This is a genomic window from Jeotgalibacillus sp. 10bf12, from assembly GCF_055597105.1.
Genome location: NZ_CP200276.1, coordinates 2,610,809 through 2,630,802, shown reverse-complemented (window position 1 = coordinate 2,630,802; position 19,994 = coordinate 2,610,809). Strand labels below are relative to the sequence as shown.

The following is a 19,994-nucleotide window of genomic DNA, read 5'->3' as shown; positions in this document are numbered from 1 at the left end:
GCTGCGGTTTCATTTTTATTCAGGATCTTTTAATGTCGCATTCAGCTTTGACCGGTTTAGCAGGGCGCGATTTCTTAATGATATAACCTCAGAACGATCCCGTAATTTATGACGGTCTATTAAATCTGCATCTGCAAGGTTGCTTTCATTTCCCCAGATAAATCCTTTTCGCCTGCATTCCTCCTGACAGAGATTAATTATAGAAGGATCAGTCAAAGGGAGGATAACGCTCTGGTAGGGTGACCCAACCAAAACAGCACTTTCGATCTCACTAATTAATTCCATTAAGTTTTCGGTATCAAGTGCCAGATCCCTGCACTCAGGTGTGAACGCAGTTATTTTTTGTTTAGATTGCTTAATCATTGTTGCAGCACCTTTATAATTTCCGCGGCGGTGATGATACAGCGCAACTGCAAGCTGGATCAGCCCGACCCATACTGAATTTTTTTCTCTATCAGTATGTTCCTTCCAATAATCTTCAAGGATTTCATGACATTCGAAATAATCACGGTCTCCATGAAAGTGAACTAAAAACTGAATATATGCTTCAGGATAATGGACGACAGCCACCTCCAATTTTTGATTCAGTCTATCATAACGTTCACTCAGCTCCAAATGTTTTGAAAATACCACACAGTAATAATGACAGCAAGAATCATACCAGTTACATCTGCGAGTAAGCCAACTGCAAGCGCCCGGCCCATTTTCTTGATACCTATAGCGCCAAAATAAACTGTTAAAATATATAAAGTCGTATCAGTGCTGCCCTGGATTACTGCAGCAAGCCTTGAAATCATGTGCTCGGGACCAAAAGTATGAGTCAGGTCTGCTGTAATACTTAGAGCAGCCGTCCCTGATATTGGACGTGTCAAAAACAGTGGGAACAGCTCTGCTGGCACATTAAAATAAACAAATAACGGTGCAATTAAGTCCGTAATAAAGAGTAATAAGCCGGAGGATCTTAAAACACTGATAGCCGCCATCATCCCGACCAGAAAAGGCAGTAGTTCAGCAGCCATATGTAATCCTTCTTTTCCGCCACTGACAAAAGCACTGTAAGCATCTGTTCTGGTAATCAGAGCAGCCAGCAGAATCGTCAGAATTAATAAAGGCAGGATCAGTTTTGTTAAAAAAATAAACTCAATCATGATGCTTCCCTGAAGCAATCTTCCAGCTGATTCTGTCATACATCATTGCAGCAGAACAAGAACAGATTGTTGCTAAAAACGCCGGAATCACGATGTCCATTGGATCAGCCGCACCTTCAGATAGACGCATTGACACAATTGTAGCGGGGAAGAATGTTACTGCAGCTGTATTCAGACATAAAAAAGTGACCATGGATCTACTCGCTTTTTCAGGGGTGGGGTTCATCGTCTGCAATTCTTTCATGGCCTTTACACCAAATGGAGTGGCTGCATTTCCAAGACCGAAAAAATTAGCTGAGAAGTTTGTCATGATGTATCCGGCAGCAGGATGATTCTTTGGTAAATCAGGAAACAGCTTCCTGATGAATGGATAGCACAGTCTTGTGATCACATCTAGCAGCCCCGCTCGCTTAGCAATTTCCATCATCCCAAGCCAGAGCGTAAAAACTGCAGCAAATCCTATAACCAGTTCAACCGCCTGACCTGCTGAATCGAATAAACCTTTATTCACTTCGTCAATCGTTCCGTTAAAAATACTATAAATCAGTCCTGAGGCTAGCATGAAGATCCAGATTAAATTTACCATTTAAAAAGCTCCTTCATTTTCCTGAACAGGTTTTCATAAAGTGCAGGTGGATCAACCTTTTTTTCTTCAATTGAAATACTGCTGATTTTTTCTCCATTTACAAAAACATTAAGTTTCGCATTCTTACCCGGGACCATTTGATAAACAATCCGTTTTTGTTCATTTTTTGTTAAAGGAATTTTCTGTTCTACGTTAGATATGTATTGAATATTCTCAGGCATTCCCGGCAGAACAGGAAGAGCGCCACGGGTAATCAGTTCAGTCATTTCGTATTGACTGAATCCGTGCTCAAAAAGTGACATATGGTCATTCCAGTCGTCAGGTCCATTAATGGTGACAACGATAAAAGTGAGGTCTTCTTTCTTCGCAGTCGTCACAAGTGTTCTGCCAGCTTTTTTTGTAAATCCGGTTTTCCCTCCATTTGCATATGGATAAAGTCCGGACACAAGTCTGTGTTTATTGGTCCAGGGATAGGCATCTTTAAAGGAAGGGGTATACTTTGCAGTCGAAAAAATTTTTTTAAATGTTTGATCCTGAATTGCCTGCCGTGTCAGAAGTGCCATATCAAAAGCTGTTGAGAGGTGCTGGTCATCTGTATCCAGACCATGAGGGTTCGTAAAGTGACTGTTTTTCATTTTAAATTCTTTAGCCTCTTTATTCATCAGGTCAGAAAACTCTTTAACTGAACCACTGATATGCTCAGCGATAGCTACTGCAGCATCATTACCTGACCTGAGCATCAGTCCGTAGACCAGGTCTTCTAATATGACCGTTTGTCCAGCCTTTAAATATAAGCTGGACCCCTCAGTAGAAGAAGCTTCATTGGATATTTTGACTTTGTCAGTTAAGTCACCATACTTAATTGCTAAATGAGCGGTCATGATTTTTGTAATACTTGCTATTTTCTTTTGATCATGTTCATTTTTATTAAATATGACCCTTCCACTTTCTGCTTCAATCATAATGGAGGAATGAGCAGAAACATCAATCGCATAAGCAGGTTTATATAATAAAAAAAAGAGTAAAGAAACAATAAGGATTTTTTTAATCAGATACACCACCTTTCACATGTATCTTTATGAGAAGTTACGAAAAAATAGACCTTCGAAAAAGAAAAAACACATGCGTAGGCATGTGTTATTCGTTCGCTGAGAGTCCATTTTTTAATGATTCAAAAAACAGATCACTATCTTCATTCTCATCTTCTTCGATATTTTCCGGAAGAGGGGGAAGTTCTGACAGGTCTTTTAAACCAAGATAATCTAAAAACTCTTCTGTGGTGCCATACAGAATTGCCCTTCCTGCACCTTCATTTCTTCCAACTTCTTTAATTAATCCTCTGGCAAGCAGTGTGTGAACGGGTCCATCCGTTTTAACCCCTCTGACTTCTTCAATCTGCACGCGTGTAACAGGCTGCTTATATGCAATAATTGCAAGGGTTTCTAGCCCTGCCTGAGTGAGAGAAGAAGGTGATGGGGAATCAGCTAACAGCTTGATATAATCTGTGAACTTTTTTTTTGTAACGAATTGATATTTATCTGCATAGATAGCGATCTCGATTCCTCTTGATTTATCCTGCTCATAAAAATCCTGCATTTCCTGCATCAGCTCTTCTACTTCAGAATGGGAAATGTGAAGTGCGTTTGCGATCTGGTCATTAGATAACCCGGCATCTCCTGCTGTAAATAAAAGTGATTCTGTAATTGCTTTGTAATTATGACTGGCCAACTAATGACACTCCTTCAGTGCTTTCAACCATAATTTCCGAAAAATTATGATCCTGATTAATATGAATTTCCTGTCTTTTTACAAGTTCGAGTACTGCTAAAAACGATACAACCATATGCGGCTTTTCAGCAACAGGAAAAAGGGCCGAAAAAGGTCTGGGTTCAGTGTGAGCACGTATTGTTTTAAGGATTTCAGTCATCCTTGTTTCAATTGAAATTTCCTGCCTTGTAATTCTTGTAGACATTGGTTTTTTAATTTTTTTCCGCCTCATCAGTTTATTGAACGCCCCGATCAGATCTGCAAGGTCAATCTGCGTTTTCTCACCTGACTCGACTGGCTGAGAATAGCTGCTGAGGTCTTCAGGTGGTTTAGTATAATGCATATTTCTTTCATTTTCTTTCTCTTTTAACTCACTGGCAGCTTTTTTATATTTTCTATATTCAATTAACTTTTCGACAAGCTCTTCACGCGGATCTTCTTCTAATTGCTGATCCTCTTCCCAATATTCTTCCTGTTTAGGAAGGAGCATTCGGCTTTTAATTGACATCAATGTGGCTGCCATCACAAGATATTCACTGGCTGTATTCAGTTCCAGTACACTCATTGCTTTGATGTAAAGCGTGTACTGTTCAGATATTTCAGCCATAGGGATATCATAAATATCAATTTCAAGACCTTGTATCAGATGCAGCAGCAGATCCAGAGGTCCTTCAAAAGCATCGACTTTAACTGTGTATTCCATACCCTCACCATTTTCTTACAGCATTCTTGCTGAGATTCCTCAATAGTGCTAATTATATCTGAATAAAACGTTTGTTCCAACAGTAAAACAAGGTTTTATTATGTCCTGATTTGCTTTTAAGGGTAGATGTGACATAATGCTGTAAGAAGCAGAACAAATGAAGAGGTGTAAAAGATGGAAAGATTACAAAAAGTGATTGCGCACGCTGGTGTAGCCTCACGCAGAAAAGCAGAAGAACTGATTGCAGCAGGAAAAGTAAAAGTGAACGGTAAAACCGTCACAGAACTAGGCACAAAAGTAACGCCTTCAGACAAAATTGAGGTTGAAGGTGTCAAGATTGAGCGGGAAAACAAGGTGTATTATTTATTTTATAAGCCAACAGGTGTCATTTCTGCCGTTAGTGATGATAAAAACCGGAAAGTCGTAACCGATTATTTCGAATTCGTTCAGGAAAGAATTTATCCTGTCGGGCGACTTGATTATGATACGTCGGGAGTATTACTGTTAACAAATGATGGGGAGTTTGCTAACCTGCTTACCCATCCGAAATATGAAGTGCCAAAAACCTATATCGCCAGAGTAAAAGGACTTGTTAAAAGAGAAACAATTAAGAAGCTTGAAAAAGGGATTAAGCTTGAAGATGGGATGACTGCTCCTGCAAGAGCTAAAGTCGTTTCAGCTGATAAGCAAAAGGATAAAACGATTATTGAAATCACGATTCACGAGGGACGTAACAGACAGGTAAGAAGAATGCTCGAGGCTGCCGGTCATCCGGTGCAGAAGCTGAAAAGAGAACGATACGGTTTTCTTCATTTATCGGGATTAAATGCAGGTGAATCCAGAGAGCTCTCTCCACATGAAGTAAAGCAGCTTAGAGCACTCGCTGAAAATGGCCAGAACAACTGATAAGTTTCACAGTTCATTCAAATACTGTACGCTAGTCCTATTCCTGTGAATGCTATAATGACAATGAAACTTTATGGATTTACGCATTAAAAGGGGGTAGCAAAAGTGAGTAAGAAGAAAAAACAGAGGCTGATTGTGCGCGTCTCTATTCTTGCGGTGCTGCTGGCAGCAATATCATACACTATCTACTCCAGTGTGGCAGGAGATGAAAGGCTGCTAGTGGGAGCTGGTGATCAGGCACCTGACTTCAAGCTTGAAGATCTGAATGGGGAAACACATCAGCTTTCTGATTATAAAGGTCAGGGTATATTTTTAAATTTCTGGGGAACCTGGTGTAAGCCATGCGAAAGAGAGTTCCCATATATGCAAAATCAATATGAGGTTTATCAGGACCAGGGGATTGAAGTTCTTGCTGTTAACGTAGGTGAGTCTCATTATAAAGTCTCTAATTTCTCAAATGAATATGGTCTGACTTTTCCTGTAGTAAGAGACGTTAACAAGGATGTCATGGATGCATACTCAATCGGACCGCTTCCAACTACACTATTGGTGAGTCCGGAAGGAGAAATTGTAAAAGTAATTAAAGGTGAAATGACTGAAGAAGACGTTAAGTCCTACATGGAAATGATTAAACCTGATAGTCAGGAGTCTTCTGAATGAGTAAAATTATTTGTCAATGCGGTCACGAAAATCCCGAAGGCTCAGAATTATGTCAGGCATGCGGGCGTACACTGACTGAGGCGGCTGCGAAAAGAAAAACACATGATGTCATGCGTTATGAGGGAATGGCCAGAAGATCCCAGACTTATCAAGCTTCAATCATTGATAAGATCTGGAATTTCTTTTCTTCAGTTAAAGTCGGTGTCTCATTAATTATCATTACACTGATTGCTTCAGCAATCGGTACGATTTTCCCTCAGGAGTTCTTTATTCCTCAAAATGTTCCTGCGGTGGAATATTATGAAAGCAGGTATGGACTTCCTGGTAAAATCTATTACGTGCTTGGTTTCCATGATCTGTATGGTTCATGGTGGTTCATGCTGTTAGTGGCGGCGATCGGTACGTCAATTATTATTGCCAGTCTGGACCGTGGAATACCGCTATACAAGGCACTAAAGAAACAAAGAGTGGAAAGACATGACTCTTTTCTGAAAAGACAGCGTGTATATTCAGCATATGAGGGGAAAGCTTCTTCTGAAGTTCTCGATAAGTTAAATCAGGGTCTGAAAAAAAGGCGCTATAAAGTAAGGCAGGAAAACGGTCATCTTCTTGCAGAAAAAAATCAATTCTCAAGATGGGGTCCCTATATAAACCATACAGGGCTGATTATCTTTTTAATTGGTGCAATGCTCAGATTTGTTCCCGGTATGTACGTAGATGAAATTTTATGGATCCGTGAAGGAGAAACCAGATCGATCCCGGGTACTGATCAGGAATACTTTCTGAAAAACGAAGGCTTTATGCTTGAAACATATCAGGAGGGAGATTCTGAAGTCTTTGATCAGACGATTCAGCGTACTGGCGCGATTGCAAAGAATTTCCAAACTGATGCAATTTTATACAAAAGAGATGAAGATGCAGTAGCCGGTTCACAGGATGAACTGACTGAAATACAGCATCATGCCATACAAGTTAATATACCAATGAAGTTTGATCAGTTTGCGCTGTATCAGACCGATTATATCGAAGATGAACTTTATAAAATGACTTTTACTATGGATAATAAAGAGACTGGTGAGTCAGCTGGAGAGTTTACTGTCAACCTGTTTGATCCTGAAACATCCGGTGTGTACGAACTTGGTGATGGTTATGCTGTAGAATTAACAGACTATTTCCCTGATTTCAGTGGTTTTGAAGACGGTGAACCGCAATCTGCATCACCACTGCCAAATAATCCTGCGTTTCTTTTTAATATGATCTCGCCTGATCACCCTGATGGTGAAGTGGCATTTGTAGCCATTCAGCAAAACCTTGAACCACTGGGTGAAAATGAATATGAGATCAGCTTTAACGGAATTGAAACAAGAGATCTTTCCGGCTTAACTGTAAGAAAGGATTTAACCTTGTGGATATTGGCCCTTGGCGGCGCTATTTTTATGTTCGGCGTAGTAGTGGGTGCATACTGGAATCATAGAAGAATCTGGATCAAGCAGGGGCCTGATGGAACCTTATACGCAGCAGGACACACGAATAAAAACTGGTACGGATTGAAAAAAGACATTGCTCCGGCATTCGAATATGCGGGACTCGATCAGCCTGAAGATCATCAGGAACTGAAAGAATCCAACAGCAATGCGAAGGAGGAAAAAGAAAGTGGCACAACTCGCCAGCATAAGTAGTACCCTGCTTTATACAGCATTTCTATTATACCTTGTAGCTACTGTATTTTTTGCAGGATCCATTAAATCAAAAAAACATACAAATCAGACTGGAAAAAACAGATGGGCCACGATTGGTATTACAATTACAATCATTGGTTTTGCAGCACAGTTAGGATATTTTATTACAAGATGGATTGCTTCAGGACATGCGCCGGTTAGTAATCTGTTTGAGTTTATTACATTTTTTGCAATGATGCTTGTTGCGTCATTTATCATTATTTATTTTATTTACAGACTTCATATACTTGGTGTATTTGCACTGCCGATCGCATTGCTGATCATTGCGTATTCAAGTATGTTTCCAAGAGACATATCACCGCTTATTCCTGCTCTGCAGAGTGACTGGTTAGCCATTCACGTATCTACCGTTGCAGCAGGAGAAGCGATTCTGTCAATCAGCTTTGTTGCGGGACTGATCTTCCTATTAAAAGACGTAGATCTTTCAAAAGGAGGTAAACAGGCATTCTGGCTCGAAGCGATTATGTTCAGTATAATTCTCGTTGTGGGATTCGTTATCAGTGCAACAACTTTTTCAATTGCAGGTTATGAATCTGAATTTACGTTTGTTAATGCAGATGAAGAAGAAACCGTTGTACAATATACGATGCCTGCATTAGTGACGCCTAATGAAGGTGAACTGCTGACAGATGGAGCATTTTCAACTGGACTTGAAATGCATCCATTGGTGAATGCACCGAGACTGAATACAGTAATCTGGTCAGTTGGAATTGGTGCAATTTTATACTTATTAATCAGATTAATTACAAGAAAGAAAGTGGCAGCACTGTTTCAGCCGCTTGTCAGAAAAGCCAATCTGGATATGCTGGATGAAATCGGCTATCGTTCAGTATTAATCGGTTTCCCGGTATTTACACTTGGCGGACTTATATTCGCAATGATCTGGGCACAGATTGCCTGGACACGCTTTTGGGGATGGGACCCGAAAGAAGTTTGGGCGCTTATCACTTTTCTATTTTATGCAGCATTCCTTCACCTCAGATTGTCAAGAGGTTGGGAAGGAAACCGTTCAGCCTGGCTTGCAGTAATTGGATTTGCTATTATTATGTTTAACCTGGTAGCAGTTAATCTGATTATTGCAGGACTACACTCTTACGCTTAATTAATGCCCTCACGTGTAAGTGAGGGCTTCTTTTAAATACATATCCGACGAGGGGGATCTTCAATGAATGAACTTGGTCATATTCTTGTAGTTGATGATGAAGAAAGAATCCGCAGGCTGTTAAAAATGTATCTCGAGCGTGAAGGATACACTATAGAAGAGGCTGAAGACGGTGAAAAAGCACTCAAGAAAGCCCTTGAAGAGGATTTTGACTGCATTTTACTTGATTTAATGATGCCTGGAAAAGACGGGATTGAAGTATGCAAGGAGCTTCGTGAAACAAAAACCACGCCTGTCATCATGCTTACTGCTAAAGGGGAAGAAGCAAACCGCGTACAGGGATTTGAAGTGGGAACAGATGATTATATCGTCAAACCATTCAGTCCGCGTGAGGTTGTTCTTCGTGTTAAAGCACTTTTAAGAAGAACTGCAACAAGCAGTTTTGTTAATACAGATACGAAAGCAAAAGATATGATCGCCTATAATCATCTGGTAATAGATAATGATGCGCACCGTGTTACTGCAGACGGCCACGAGGTAACATTAACACCGAAAGAATATGAGCTGCTGTTATTTTTAGCTAAAAGTCCGGATAAAGTATATGACAGAGAACAGCTGTTAAAAGAAGTATGGCACTATGAATTCTTCGGTGATCTCAGGACAGTTGATACACACGTGAAAAGATTGCGTGAGAAGCTGAACAGAGTATCTGAAAAAGCAGGAAAAATGATTGTAACTGTATGGGGAGTAGGATATAAGTTTGAGGTTGACGAATGAGAATCTGGAGAAGCGTAGTAGGCAAGCTGTGGATGACAATTCTGCTGCTTGTCTCCTTTGTTTTATTCATCCTTACAATTCTGCTGCTGGAGTTTTTTCAGAACTATCATGTAGAAGAAGTGGAAGAGTCTTTAAGATATGAAGCACAAAAATCAGCCAGTATTTTAGAAGAACATGATGATCTTGATATGAGTATTCAAATTGTAGCTGAAATACTGGATGATCCCGTTCACTCATTTGTCGAGATCAATGATGAAGTGGTTTTTTATTCCGATGAGTTATCTTTTGAGGATACAATGCAGGCAATTAACCGCAGTAAATCCATGGAAAGAATATATTTAGATGGAACAGTAGTGCAGGATGAATTTCCATCAGGAGACGACTTTGATAACCGGTATAACAATATCATGGTTGTCGGTGCACCTGTCAGCAGTGAAAATGGGGAAACGACCGGTGCCGTATATGTTTATCAGTCTTTAGAAGCAATTCAGCAAACAACTGAACAAACAACGAGACTGATCATTCTTGCAGCCGCTATCGCCATTATCCTAACAACGATTTTTGCATTTTTCCTGTCTACAAGAATCACAGCTCCCCTCAGGAAAATGAGAGAAGGTGCTTTCGAAGTTGCAAGAGGTAAGTTTGACACTAAAGTGCCAATCCTCTCCAATGATGAAATCGGTGAATTGGCGACTGCTTTTAATCAGATGGGCAGGCAGCTGAAACATCATCTTGATGCGCTCAGCCAGGAGAAAGAACAGCTCTCAAGCGTACTCAGCTCAATGGCAGACGGTGTCATAACTTTCAATAAAGATTGTACAGTTCTCGTCTCTAATCCACCAGCTGAGCGTTTTCTGCAGAACTGGTATGATGAGCAGGAAGGATACACAAAGCTCGCACTGCCGCCAACGCTTGAATCTCTGATTACAAGAGTGATGAAAACGAATGAGGAACAAGTAGGTGAGCTTGAAGTAAACGGACGTTCCTATGCAGCGATTATCAGCCCGCTTTATAGCGGTCAGACGGTTAGGGGAGCAGTAGCGGTCCTTAGAGATATGACAGAGGAAAGAAAGCTTGAAACACTCAGAAAAGATTTTATCGCAAATGTGTCCCATGAATTACGAACGCCGATTTCAATGCTGCAAGGATACAGTGAAGCTATTATCGATGATATACCTCAAAGTGACGAGGAAAGAAAAGAGATTGCAAAAGTCATCTATGATGAATCTTTAAGAATGGGCAGACTCGTCAATGAACTGCTTGACCTTGCAAGAATGGAAGCGGGGCATATTGTCCTGAACAAAGAGGAAGTACTCGTGAACGAATTCTCCTCAAGGGTCTTATCAAAGTTTAAGCTTGGGCTGAGTAACGAAGATATTACGATGTCCTATCAGACTGGACTTGATGATGATGCTGCGATTAGTATTGATCCTGACAGAATAGAGCAGGTACTGACAAATCTTTTAGATAACGCAATCAGACATACGAGAGCGGATGGTAAGATAACCATTAAAACGCAAAAAGAACATCAATTTATCCGTTTTGATGTGATCGATAATGGCGTTGGCATTCCTGAAGATGACCTTCCGTTTATTTTTGAGCGGTTTTATAAAGCCGATAAAGCAAGAACCAGAGGAAGAGCTGGTACCGGTTTGGGGCTTGCGATTGTTAAAAATCTGATACATGCCCATAAAGGTAAGATTAAAGCTGAAAGTAAAGTGGAGGAAGGGACAATATTCTCTTTTTATCTTCCCTGCTAACTTTTTTATAAGTACTAAAAGGCAGACTGCTATGCCTGCAAATGAGTTATCCATTCTATGTTTACTCATTTATAGGTGTATGCGTCTGCTTTTTGTGTTACTTTTTTTAATTCTATGTTTATATCAAATGTCAGGTCATGTAAAATGAGTATGTGAAAAACAACACGAAGTATGAAGTTTGAAAATGTGCTGAAGAAAGAAACTTTTTTTCATGCTATACGACTAATGGTATGAACGGGGAGGAGACGGTTGATGGACTCCGTTTTTAAAAGACTGTATACAGAGTATCAGCAGGATGTTTTTCAATTCTTAATATACATGGTCAGAAACAGAGACACTGCTGAAGATTTACTTCAGGAAGTATTTATTAAAGTGATGAATTCCTATCACCGTTTTGAAGGGAAGAGCTCGGAAAAAACCTGGTTATTCTCTATTGCTAAAAATGTTACAGTTGATTATTTCAGAAAGCAAAAAACAATCAGAAAGAGAGTAATGGAACACTTTGACTGGGGAGAGCGTGAATTATCAGGAGGCGGGCCGCTGCCTGATGAAATTGCTGAGCAAAGTGAGCAGGTAAAGAAGCTTTATGCCTGTCTTGACAATTGTACAACCGATCAGAAAATGGTGATCATTACACGGTATATACAGGATTTGAATATTAGTGAAACTGCAGAGGTTCTGGGATGGACAGAAGGAAAAGTAAAAACGACTCAGCACAGGGCAATTAAAAAGCTGAAGGAACTGATGTCAGATGAGGAGGAGGGAGTGCAATGAGTAAACGTAAGTGGACTGAACAGGAAATCGAAAATGAACTGAAAAAATTTCCTGTAATTAATAACCGGATCAATCCGGAAGATGTGTATCAGCATGTGAAACTGCGTAATAGAAAAAATAAAACGTTTCACTGGATGCCCGTTGCAGCCGGAACCGCTGCTGTCGCTTTAATGGCAATTCTCGCTCCCGTTTTTTTTAATGAAGACCCCTCCTCTGATCAGCAGTCTTCAGACATAGCACTTCCTGTCGCAGAAGAACCTGCTGAAGAAGAGATGAGTGAAGAAGCAACTCAGGATTCACCTGAAGAACAAAATATTGAAATTTATGAGTCGTCTGATGCTGATGAAGTGGCGGAAAGTATTGAAGAATCTACAGAGGAGCCTGCTGCAGAAGAAGAATTAGATACAGTAACAATTGAAGAAGAAAGTGAAAAAGGAATACTGTTTGAGGAAGACCTAGGTAATAACATGTATTTCGAAGCAGGTCTTGTGACTAGAGATGCATTTGTTATTCCTTTTACATTTGTAGTTCCACATGGTGCTGCGGATCAATCAGCACTTTCACTGTATCAGGAGTGGGCAGACAAAATAGATGAAGCATCTTTCGGATTTATGGATTACCATCCGGTCAGCCAAAACTTAAGTGTAGAAGGGGATACTGTGTCAGGTTTAATCGATAACCTCGATGAGAAAACACAGGGCGCATCCGCTGTCTTATTAATTGATGTGTTAAAGGAAACTTTCGGGTCATTTTATGATCAATTCAGAATCATTGATGAAAACAATGAAATTGCAGAAATTGGTGAATTCGGACGTGTAGAAACATATGATTTAAATCATGATAACAAAGGGTTCTACATTTACGAGAATGAAGATGGCAGTTACTTTTATGCAAAAAGCGATGATCAATTCAGCTCTGTTCAGGAAGCGTTGAATGCAATAGAAGAAAACGTGCCGAATGATCAATATGAATCCCCGGTTCCAGAAAACGTGGATATCAATTACGAGGTGAATGGCTCAGATATGACGGTATCATTCGAAGGGGATTTTACTGAAACTAATGAAATCGAAAAGAGGCAGCTGATTGAATCGATTTTGCTGACTGCAGAATCTTTCGCTATCAATTCAGTGCGGTTTAATGGTCTTGAAGATGATTTTATCGCAGGATATAACTTCAATGAGCCGGTACGTGTTCCTATCGGTGGAAACACAGCATTTCTGCAATAAAAAAAGCTCCCTCGGGAGCTTTTTTTATTCGTATTTTAATGCATCACCATTAAATGGCTCATCCGCTACTTTAATTGAATCTGTCGGGCAGCCTTCAAATGCATCAAGCATATCATCGTAAAGAACTTCCGGCACCTCTACTGTTCCTTCATTGTCATCAAGAACAACAAATGCGATGCCCTCATCGTCATAATCATAAATGTCAGGAGCTGCAGCACCACAGGCACCGCAAGCAATACATGTATCTTTATCTACGATCGTATATTTAGCCAATTAGATTACCTCCTTGTTCAAGCATTTAAATATAGTGAAAATGTCCATTCCTTATTTTACTCGTACGTGTATGGATTTTCAATACTGAAGGGTACTTAATTTCATAATACCCATCTACAAAAGAAAGAAAACTGTTGAACCTTCCCGGGGAGTGTTAAAATATATTTACTACTAATATGAAGGAGTATTCTTATGAATTATCTGGATGCAATTGTGCTAACAGGTCTTGATATTATTAATGGTGAAAGAACACAATCCTCAATTTATCATCTTCTAAAGGGCAAAAAAACCTCACAAACTATACAGGACGCACAGTTGTATGGCATCTCTCCACTATTTCAATTATACCGGTCTATGAAAAGATCATATTATAATCAGAGAATTGAGTTTTTAAAGCATAATGGCATGGTCGATGAGCAAGAAGAATTAAAGTTCAGGCTCACTGCTAAAGGACGAAAAGAACTGGCTGAGTTCTTCACTATTCATCCTTTTCCTGTTTATTTGAACGGATGGAAATACCACCAGATCACACACCTGTTTTGGAAAAGACTCACACTTACCGTTCAGACCGGGTCAAATCTGATTTATTCACAGCATCAGTTTATTCCTGTCACCAGGGATTTCTATGTACAGCAGTGGGTTAAAAAGTTGATCAGCAAAAACCGGGACCAGTTAAATGACTATACTTTACAGCTAAACAGAGAATTAACAGTACTTTTTGAGAGGGATGACTTTCCTGACTCTCCGGATCTGATTGTTCAGCAGCTATCCGGATACAATCAGATTGGACAAACAAACTTTCAGCTTGCAGATCAATTTAACTGCGGACAGGATGAAATATTAACACGTTGGATAAATGTACTCCACTATATTTTTACAGTGATTGAGGGTGACAAAACCTGTTTTCCGCTTTTATCTGAAATGATGGAGACACAGGAGCTAAAATCTATCCCCTTTACAAAATCTACTGAAGAAACATATCAATATGTGAAGAGAAACCTATCAATCGATCAGATTGCCTCAGTCAGAAGGTTAAAAAGAAGTACAATAGAGGATCATATACTTGAAATTGCATTGCTAGATCAGCATTTTCCTATCCTTTCGTTTATTACAGAACAATTGGCAGAGGAAATCCGAACATTTCAGGGGAAAAGTAACCGTTTGAAGTACATAAAAGAACATGTCCCTGAGGCTGATTATTTTCAAATTAGACTGGTGCTGGCAAAAGCAGAAAGAGGTGAACTCCGTTGGAAGAATTACTTAAAGAAAAGTTTGGGTATGACAAGTTCAGAACAGGACAAAAAGAGATCATCAGAACGATATTAAATAAACAGGATACGATCGCGATGCTTCCCACAGGTACAGGGAAAAGTCTTTGTTATCAGTATCCTTCTTATGTAAACAATGAAAGGATTTTGATTATTTCCCCTTTATTATCTTTAATGCAGGACCAGGTTGATCAGATTAAATTAAGGGGAGAAAAAAGAGCAGCGGCGATCAATTCATTTCTAAACTTTAAAGAAAAGAAGCATTTAATCCGTCATCTTGCGTCTTACAGATTTATTTTTTTATCTCCGGAAATGCTATCATCAGCTGAAGTGCTGACCAAGCTGAAAGAAATCGGAATCGGTCTGCTGGTAGTTGATGAAGCACATTGTATTTCTCAGTGGGGACCTGATTTCAGGCCGGATTATCTGAAGCTCGGTTCATTTAAAAAAGCACTTGGTAACCCCTGTACACTCGCATTAACCGCAACAGCTACCGAAGAAATCAGACGTGATATCGCTGTGAAACTGCAACTAAACGATTGGAAAGAATGGGTTTTTTCAGTTAATCGTCCGAACATAGCACTTGAAGTGAAACACCTTGAGGATTCATTTGAAAAGGAACAAAAGCTGATTGATGAGATGTCATTTAATCAGGCGCCGGGTATTGTCTTTTTTTCGAGTAAAAAGAAAGCGGAGGAACTGCAGGCCAAAGCGGCATCTAATGGCGTAAGGTCTGCAGTATATCATGGTGACATTGAAACCGATCAGAGAATTTTAATACAACAGCAGTTCATAACAGGTCAGCTGGACTGGATTTTTGCTACGAATGCATTTGGAATGGGTATTAATAAAGAAAACATCAGGACTGTTATTCATTACCACATGCCTTCATCCATCGAGAATTTTCTTCAGGAAATTGGACGAGCTGGCAGAGATGGTGAGCAGGCGCATGCTGTTTTGTTATACAGCAGCCATGATGCAGCCATTCCTTTACAGCTTGCAGAGTTTGAAAAACCGGCATTTATTCAAATCAAAAATTTTTATCAATTTTATACTGCCGGGAAACAGGCTGAGGCAATTCAGCAGGAGCTGATGTTATCGGATACACAACTGAGAGTTTTGCTTTATTACATTGAGCATATGAGCGCTCACTCCTGGGCAGAGGAAGTGGATCAACTGCTGGAAACCAGACTGCAGAAAAAACGCAGGCAGGTGCTTGATCTAAAAAATTATATTGATACAAAAGGATGCAGAAGGGAAACTTTGCTCCACTTCTTCGGTGAGGAACTGGAAGTAAAGCAGAAGCAGTGCTGTGACCGGTGCGGGCTGGAAGATATTAAGATAATCAGCAGATGTGAAAAACCAAAAATCATTCACTGGAAAGATCAATTAAACCTTCTTTTGATAGGAGAATGAATGAACAGTTCTAAAGTTTACCCGTGTCATGTACTTAAACAGGCTGTGATTTATACACAGATTTTAATTTTATCTGTTGCATTTATACTGGCTTTATTATTGTTTGATCGTTTCAGTCAATTTACTGATATATTTAATATAAGTGTACAGGTGTTATTGGTAGGTGTATTTATTGGGTTGATCTGTGTACTAGCAGACCTGCTGCTGATGAGGCTTTTGCCAAAAAGAGCGTTTGATGACGGCGGGATCAATGAACAACTTTTTACGTGTCTTAACCCTATACAAATTTTATTCATCACAATACTTATTGCTTTCAGTGAAGAGCTGTTATTTCGTGGGGTTTTACAAACTCACATTGGTTTTATTCCGGCAAGTATTCTCTTCATCGCAGTACATTTCAGATACCTGAAAAACTTTTATCTGCTGATAAATGTTACTATTTTAAGTTTTCTTTTGGGATATGTGTATGAATCTAGCGAAAGTCTATGGTCAGTTTTCATTATTCACTTTATAATAGACTATATATTAGGTATTTATATTCATTATTCCAATAAAGAAGGGGTTTAATATGAAAAGAGATCCTTACAGAGACCGCGCTGAAAAAGACCGAAAAGAATTATTAGCTGCCAGCAGCGAGAAGGAAAATCAGGATGATGTAAAATCCAGACTTGAACTGCATGGGAAAAAGAGAGAAGAAAAAAAATCCAGCAAAAAACCTTTTCCTCTAATCGGGTTACTGCTGGCATCGTTTGTACTCCTGCCTTTAACAGTTGTTTTAGTTTCGATCTTTTTCTTTTCAAACAATGATTCAGGCATCACGAATGCAACGCTTGAAAATTCCAATGAATTTCAAATTGAAAAAAATAGAGAAACAGCTTTAAGTGACAAAGCTGAACCTGTTTTAGCGGGTGTTACAAATGATGAAGAAGAATCAGAAGAAGTTCCCGAAGAGGAGCCTGCTGAGGAAGTTCAGGAAGAAGCACCTGCCGAAGAAACGGTTGAAGCACCAGAAGAGCCAGCAGAAGAACCGGCAGAACAGCCAGCTGAAGAAACGCCAGCGGAAACAGAGCAGCCATCTGAGCCATCAGGTTCAACTCATACCGTGCAGGCTAATGAAACACTGTATAGAATTTCAGTTAATTACGGGCTTGGACCTAATGGGGTTGAACAGCTTAGACAGCTGAATAATCTTGGTGACAATGAAATTTATGTTGGACAGGTTTTACAACTGCCATAAAAGGATAAAGGGATTTAGTCATTCTTTATAGAATGATTATACAAACAGCTTTGCTGTAATTAATCAATTGGGGTGAATAAAATGTTCGTTAAAAGTGCGATGGTTCCGGCAGTAAAATGTTATACAGTTCAATCTGATGAATCTATTCATAACGTAATAAGCCTGCTCGAAGAAAAAGAAGTGGATGCGCTGCCTGTTTTAAAGGGCGATACATATGAAGGTGTAACGACAAGATATCACATTTATCAGGATTTCTTTAAATCCGGTCTTTCCAAAGAAGATTTCTATGCATCCAGGAAGGCGGGGGATATCCTTACACATCAGGGTAACTTTTTGCAGGGTGATGAAATCTTTGAGACGACACTGTACCAATTAAATGATTTTCCTCTGATGTCAGTCGTAGATACTGAAAGAAGGTTTAAGGGGATTGTGACAAGGTATGACGTGTTCAATCAATTCCGGAGTGCGTTTGGTATGCATAAAGAAGGTGTTCGGATTGCATTCACTTCTGTAGAAACCGAGGGCAGAATTTCCCGTCTGGCAGAAATTATTCAACAATTTCATGAATCTGTTATCTCTCTTGTTACTTTTGATGAAACTGATAAACTTGTCAGAAGAATCGTATTGAAAATTGAAAAGAAAGATAATCTTGATAAATTTCTCAAGCAACTTGAAAAATCCGGGTTCAGAATACTGGATATAAAAGAGGATTAAAACTCAAATCATTTCTCCGGATCGCGGGGAAATGATTTTTTTGATTAGAAGGTTTTCAGGTTAAGTTGTATTCAGTTGAGCCTTAATCGTATATAATGAAACATTGTTTAATGATTATAGCGGCTTACCCGGGAGGATAAAATGAAATATATATATGCAGGCATTATTTTTTGCCTTTCTTTAGGATCATGGATGATAAAGAGAGCATTTGAAAACAATCTGATCACACACCACATTAAATTAAAAGACGCATCTACTTTTAAACCATTAAAAGTGCTCTTTATTTCAGATATACACCGGCGTAAAATTCCTGAAAAATGGTTTCGTTCGCTGCCTGCAGCGGATTTGATTCTAATTGGAGGGGATATGACAGAAAAAGGTGTACCTTTCGAGAGGGTTCAGTATAATGCATCACTCATTGCAAAAGCAGGGAAAGCCTATTTTGTATATGGTAATAATGATGAGGAAGTAAATAAAAGAAAGCTGACTGACATTCTCGAAGCTGAAGGAATAAAGGTCCTAGAAAATGATTCCGATATGATTAACGATCAAATCGCCATAGCAGGAATAGGAGATATCAATTATCAAAAAGATGATCTTATAAAGGCGTTAAGTGATGTTGGTGAGAAGGATGTGATCCTCCTGAGTCACGACCCGAGAGTAACGAGAAAGTTACATGACGTACAGTATGCAGATCAGGTCCGGATCATCCTTAGCGGTCATACCCATGGAGGTCAAATCAGGGTGATGGGGTGTGGTCCTTATCAAAAAGGGAATCTTATTCAACATCAACAGTATACACAATTAATTAGTAACGGATATGGAACGACGCTGATCCCTATGAGACTTGGAGCAAAGTCTGAAGTTCACCTGCTTACGATCTCCTAAAAAGTTATATAAAACCTATACAAATTTTACATCTTTGTATAATGAATATATAATTAAGTATCAAACAGTCTTAAGCAGGAGGTCGGCCATGAAAGCTGATGAAGGAAAATATAATATAAAAGCTGTCTCTAATATGCTTGGGATTCAACCGGGTACGCTCAGAGCATGGGAAAGAAGATACCAGATGATTGCCCCAGTACGAAATCATTCCGGGCATAGATTATATACCGATGAACATATCAGAAAACTTAAATGGCTGGTTTCAAAAGTAAATGCAGGCTTTACAATCAGTCAGGCAGTTGCACTTTCTGAACAGGAACATGACCATATCATGTCAGATAATCAAAATGAAAATCAGCTGACAGTACTTAAAGAAGAGTTATTGAATGCTTTAATGAAATTTGATGAGAGCAGAGCGCATGATCTGATCAATGAGGCTTTTTCTTTATACACAGTCGATAAAGTCCTGATTGATATACTAGGCAGTATATTAATCAAAATCGGTCTACTATGGGAAGAAGGCAGGATTACCACGGCTCATGAGCATTTTGCAACATCAATATTAAGATCGAGAATCGGCATTCTGATGCATTCTTTTCCTCAGAATAACTTCTTACCAAAAGTGGTAGCGGTATGTTCTCCGGGAGAGTGGCATGAACTGGGTCTGCTGATATTCACACTATACATTCGAAGAAAAGGTTTTAATGTGATTTATCTTGGATCCAGCATAAAAGAAGGAGATATTCAAACTGTTCTAGATACAGTTGAACCGAGGTTGCTTTTTATGTCATGCACGTTAAAAGCCAATTTATCCCGTGCAAAGGATCTGATTACTGAGCTTGAAGGTGAGTATAAGGATCTGGCAATCGGTCTTGGCGGACATGCAGTCAATATGATGAATGATGACGAAAAAAAAGGTTATGAAAAAAATCTCGTCGGGCTGAATAAGGAAGATTGGGAAGACTGGATCAGTAAATCATTAAATATGTCAGCAAATTAATTGTATCAGAATGCAAAAACTCCTATTATGATAAGATAGGAGTTTTTTAA

General features: G+C 39.4%; 22 protein-coding genes. 15 read left to right on the top strand and 7 right to left on the bottom strand.

What is annotated here, in order from left to right; genetic code table 11:
• Positions 1–15 precede the first annotated feature (15 nt).
• From DH10bf12_RS13680 to DH10bf12_RS13655, 6 genes are all read right to left on the bottom strand, one after another.
• A complete protein-coding gene (locus tag DH10bf12_RS13680) occupies positions 16–633 on the bottom strand; it encodes a DUF309 domain-containing protein (protein ID WP_471735819.1) in 618 nt (205 codons plus the stop codon).
• Positions 606–1,145: a spore maturation protein gene (locus DH10bf12_RS13675; protein ID WP_471738240.1), complete on the bottom strand. Its 540-nt coding sequence runs from the start codon at positions 1,143–1,145 to the stop codon at positions 606–608. Before DH10bf12_RS13675 ends, DH10bf12_RS13680 begins: the two co-directional genes overlap by 28 nt.
• Positions 1,141–1,734: a nucleoside recognition domain-containing protein gene (locus tag DH10bf12_RS13670; RefSeq protein ID WP_471735818.1), complete on the bottom strand. Its 594-nt coding sequence runs from the start codon at positions 1,732–1,734 to the stop codon at positions 1,141–1,143. The genes DH10bf12_RS13675 and DH10bf12_RS13670 overlap by 5 nt, the downstream gene beginning before the upstream one ends.
• The gene (locus DH10bf12_RS13665) at positions 1,728–2,792 is read right to left on the bottom strand and encodes a D-alanyl-D-alanine carboxypeptidase family protein (RefSeq protein ID WP_471735817.1); all 1,065 of its coding nucleotides are present in this window, start codon (positions 2,790–2,792) and stop codon (positions 1,728–1,730) included. Before DH10bf12_RS13665 ends, DH10bf12_RS13670 begins: the two co-directional genes overlap by 7 nt.
• 79 nt (positions 2,793–2,871) lie before the next feature.
• Complete coding sequence (gene scpB / locus DH10bf12_RS13660) at positions 2,872–3,462, bottom strand: SMC-Scp complex subunit ScpB (RefSeq protein WP_471735816.1); 591 nt, start codon at positions 3,460–3,462, stop codon at positions 2,872–2,874.
• Positions 3,449–4,204, bottom strand: coding sequence for a segregation/condensation protein A (locus DH10bf12_RS13655; protein ID WP_471735815.1), 756 nt, complete (start codon positions 4,202–4,204; stop codon positions 3,449–3,451). Before DH10bf12_RS13655 ends, scpB begins: the two co-directional genes overlap by 14 nt.
• Positions 4,205–4,378: 174 nt before the next feature.
• Here DH10bf12_RS13655 and DH10bf12_RS13650 point away from each other — a divergent pair, with 174 nt between their 5' ends.
• The 8 genes from DH10bf12_RS13650 (at position 4,379) to DH10bf12_RS13615 (ending at position 13,148) form a co-directional block, all read left to right on the top strand.
• A complete protein-coding gene (locus DH10bf12_RS13650) occupies positions 4,379–5,110 on the top strand; it encodes a pseudouridine synthase (RefSeq protein WP_471735814.1) in 732 nt (243 codons plus the stop codon).
• Between the two features lie 105 nt (positions 5,111–5,215).
• Positions 5,216–5,770, top strand: coding sequence for a thiol-disulfide oxidoreductase ResA (resA, locus tag DH10bf12_RS13645; RefSeq protein ID WP_471735813.1), 555 nt, complete (start codon positions 5,216–5,218; stop codon positions 5,768–5,770).
• Entirely contained in the window at positions 5,767–7,449 is a 1,683-nt protein-coding gene (locus DH10bf12_RS13640; RefSeq protein WP_471735812.1) for a cytochrome c biogenesis ResB family protein, read from the top strand. Before resA ends, DH10bf12_RS13640 begins: the two co-directional genes overlap by 4 nt.
• Positions 7,403–8,611, top strand: a complete 1,209-nt coding sequence (gene ccsB / locus DH10bf12_RS13635; protein WP_471735811.1) for a c-type cytochrome biogenesis protein CcsB — start codon at positions 7,403–7,405, stop codon at positions 8,609–8,611. The genes DH10bf12_RS13640 and ccsB overlap by 47 nt, the downstream gene beginning before the upstream one ends.
• Before the next feature lie 63 nt (positions 8,612–8,674).
• The gene (locus tag DH10bf12_RS13630; protein ID WP_322421039.1) at positions 8,675–9,388 is read left to right on the top strand and encodes a response regulator transcription factor; all 714 of its coding nucleotides are present in this window, start codon (positions 8,675–8,677) and stop codon (positions 9,386–9,388) included.
• On the top strand, positions 9,385–11,148 hold the full coding sequence (locus tag DH10bf12_RS13625; protein WP_471735810.1) for an ATP-binding protein: 1,764 nt from the start codon (positions 9,385–9,387) through the stop codon (positions 11,146–11,148). The genes DH10bf12_RS13630 and DH10bf12_RS13625 overlap by 4 nt, the downstream gene beginning before the upstream one ends.
• 252 nt (positions 11,149–11,400) lie before the next feature.
• Entirely contained in the window at positions 11,401–11,922 is a 522-nt protein-coding gene (sigX, locus tag DH10bf12_RS13620; RefSeq protein WP_471735809.1) for an RNA polymerase sigma factor SigX, read from the top strand.
• Complete coding sequence (locus tag DH10bf12_RS13615) at positions 11,919–13,148, top strand: hypothetical protein (RefSeq protein WP_471735808.1); 1,230 nt, start codon at positions 11,919–11,921, stop codon at positions 13,146–13,148. Before sigX ends, DH10bf12_RS13615 begins: the two co-directional genes overlap by 4 nt.
• Positions 13,149–13,172: 24 nt before the next feature.
• Here DH10bf12_RS13615 and DH10bf12_RS13610 read toward each other — a convergent pair whose 3' ends face one another.
• The gene (locus tag DH10bf12_RS13610) at positions 13,173–13,421 is read right to left on the bottom strand and encodes a ferredoxin (protein WP_471735807.1); all 249 of its coding nucleotides are present in this window, start codon (positions 13,419–13,421) and stop codon (positions 13,173–13,175) included.
• Between the two features lie 192 nt (positions 13,422–13,613).
• On the opposite strand from DH10bf12_RS13610, the gene DH10bf12_RS13605 reads away from it, so the two are divergent.
• The 7 genes from DH10bf12_RS13605 (at position 13,614) to DH10bf12_RS13575 (ending at position 19,944) form a co-directional block, all read left to right on the top strand.
• Positions 13,614–14,747 (top strand): YpbB family protein, encoded by a 1,134-nt coding sequence (locus DH10bf12_RS13605; RefSeq protein WP_471735806.1) that lies wholly within the window; start codon positions 13,614–13,616, stop codon positions 14,745–14,747.
• On the top strand, positions 14,669–16,105 hold the full coding sequence (locus tag DH10bf12_RS13600) for a RecQ family ATP-dependent DNA helicase (protein ID WP_471735805.1): 1,437 nt from the start codon (positions 14,669–14,671) through the stop codon (positions 16,103–16,105). The genes DH10bf12_RS13605 and DH10bf12_RS13600 overlap by 79 nt, the downstream gene beginning before the upstream one ends.
• Positions 16,106–16,672, top strand: a complete 567-nt coding sequence (locus tag DH10bf12_RS13595) for a CPBP family intramembrane glutamic endopeptidase (protein ID WP_471735804.1) — start codon at positions 16,106–16,108, stop codon at positions 16,670–16,672.
• 1 nt (position 16,673) lies between these two features.
• Positions 16,674–17,342 (top strand): LysM peptidoglycan-binding domain-containing protein, encoded by a 669-nt coding sequence (locus tag DH10bf12_RS13590; RefSeq protein WP_471735803.1) that lies wholly within the window; start codon positions 16,674–16,676, stop codon positions 17,340–17,342.
• Between the two features lie 81 nt (positions 17,343–17,423).
• Entirely contained in the window at positions 17,424–18,056 is a 633-nt protein-coding gene (locus DH10bf12_RS13585; protein ID WP_471735802.1) for a CBS domain-containing protein, read from the top strand.
• A gap of 141 nt (positions 18,057–18,197) precedes the next feature.
• Complete coding sequence (locus tag DH10bf12_RS13580) at positions 18,198–18,944, top strand: metallophosphoesterase (protein WP_471735801.1); 747 nt, start codon at positions 18,198–18,200, stop codon at positions 18,942–18,944.
• Positions 18,945–19,032: 88 nt separating this feature from the next.
• The gene (locus DH10bf12_RS13575; RefSeq protein ID WP_471735800.1) at positions 19,033–19,944 is read left to right on the top strand and encodes a MerR family transcriptional regulator; all 912 of its coding nucleotides are present in this window, start codon (positions 19,033–19,035) and stop codon (positions 19,942–19,944) included.
• The last annotated feature ends 50 nt before the right edge of the window (positions 19,945–19,994 follow it).

Excerpts from the sequence above, each read along its gene's own strand:
- DH10bf12_RS13670 (WP_471735818.1), bottom strand. The coding sequence starts at position 1,734 with ATGGTAAATTTAATCTGGATCTTCATGCTAGCCTCAGGACTGATTTAT.
- DH10bf12_RS13655 (WP_471735815.1), bottom strand. The coding sequence starts at position 4,204 with ATGGAATACACAGTTAAAGTCGATGCTTTTGAAGGACCTCTGGATCTG.
- DH10bf12_RS13650 (WP_471735814.1), top strand. The coding sequence starts at position 4,379 with ATGGAAAGATTACAAAAAGTGATTGCGCACGCTGGTGTAGCCTCACGC.
- DH10bf12_RS13640 (WP_471735812.1), top strand. The coding sequence starts at position 5,767 with ATGAGTAAAATTATTTGTCAATGCGGTCACGAAAATCCCGAAGGCTCA.
- ccsB (WP_471735811.1), top strand. The coding sequence starts at position 7,403 with ATGCGAAGGAGGAAAAAGAAAGTGGCACAACTCGCCAGCATAAGTAGT.
- DH10bf12_RS13630 (WP_322421039.1), top strand. The coding sequence starts at position 8,675 with ATGAATGAACTTGGTCATATTCTTGTAGTTGATGATGAAGAAAGAATC.
- DH10bf12_RS13625 (WP_471735810.1), top strand. The coding sequence starts at position 9,385 with ATGAGAATCTGGAGAAGCGTAGTAGGCAAGCTGTGGATGACAATTCTG.
- sigX (WP_471735809.1), top strand. The coding sequence starts at position 11,401 with ATGGACTCCGTTTTTAAAAGACTGTATACAGAGTATCAGCAGGATGTT.
- DH10bf12_RS13615 (WP_471735808.1), top strand. The coding sequence starts at position 11,919 with ATGAGTAAACGTAAGTGGACTGAACAGGAAATCGAAAATGAACTGAAA.
- DH10bf12_RS13605 (WP_471735806.1), top strand. The coding sequence starts at position 13,614 with ATGAATTATCTGGATGCAATTGTGCTAACAGGTCTTGATATTATTAAT.
- DH10bf12_RS13595 (WP_471735804.1), top strand. The coding sequence starts at position 16,106 with ATGAACAGTTCTAAAGTTTACCCGTGTCATGTACTTAAACAGGCTGTG.
- DH10bf12_RS13590 (WP_471735803.1), top strand. The coding sequence starts at position 16,674 with ATGAAAAGAGATCCTTACAGAGACCGCGCTGAAAAAGACCGAAAAGAA.
- DH10bf12_RS13585 (WP_471735802.1), top strand. The coding sequence starts at position 17,424 with ATGTTCGTTAAAAGTGCGATGGTTCCGGCAGTAAAATGTTATACAGTT.
- DH10bf12_RS13580 (WP_471735801.1), top strand. The coding sequence starts at position 18,198 with ATGAAATATATATATGCAGGCATTATTTTTTGCCTTTCTTTAGGATCA.
- DH10bf12_RS13575 (WP_471735800.1), top strand. The coding sequence starts at position 19,033 with ATGAAAGCTGATGAAGGAAAATATAATATAAAAGCTGTCTCTAATATG.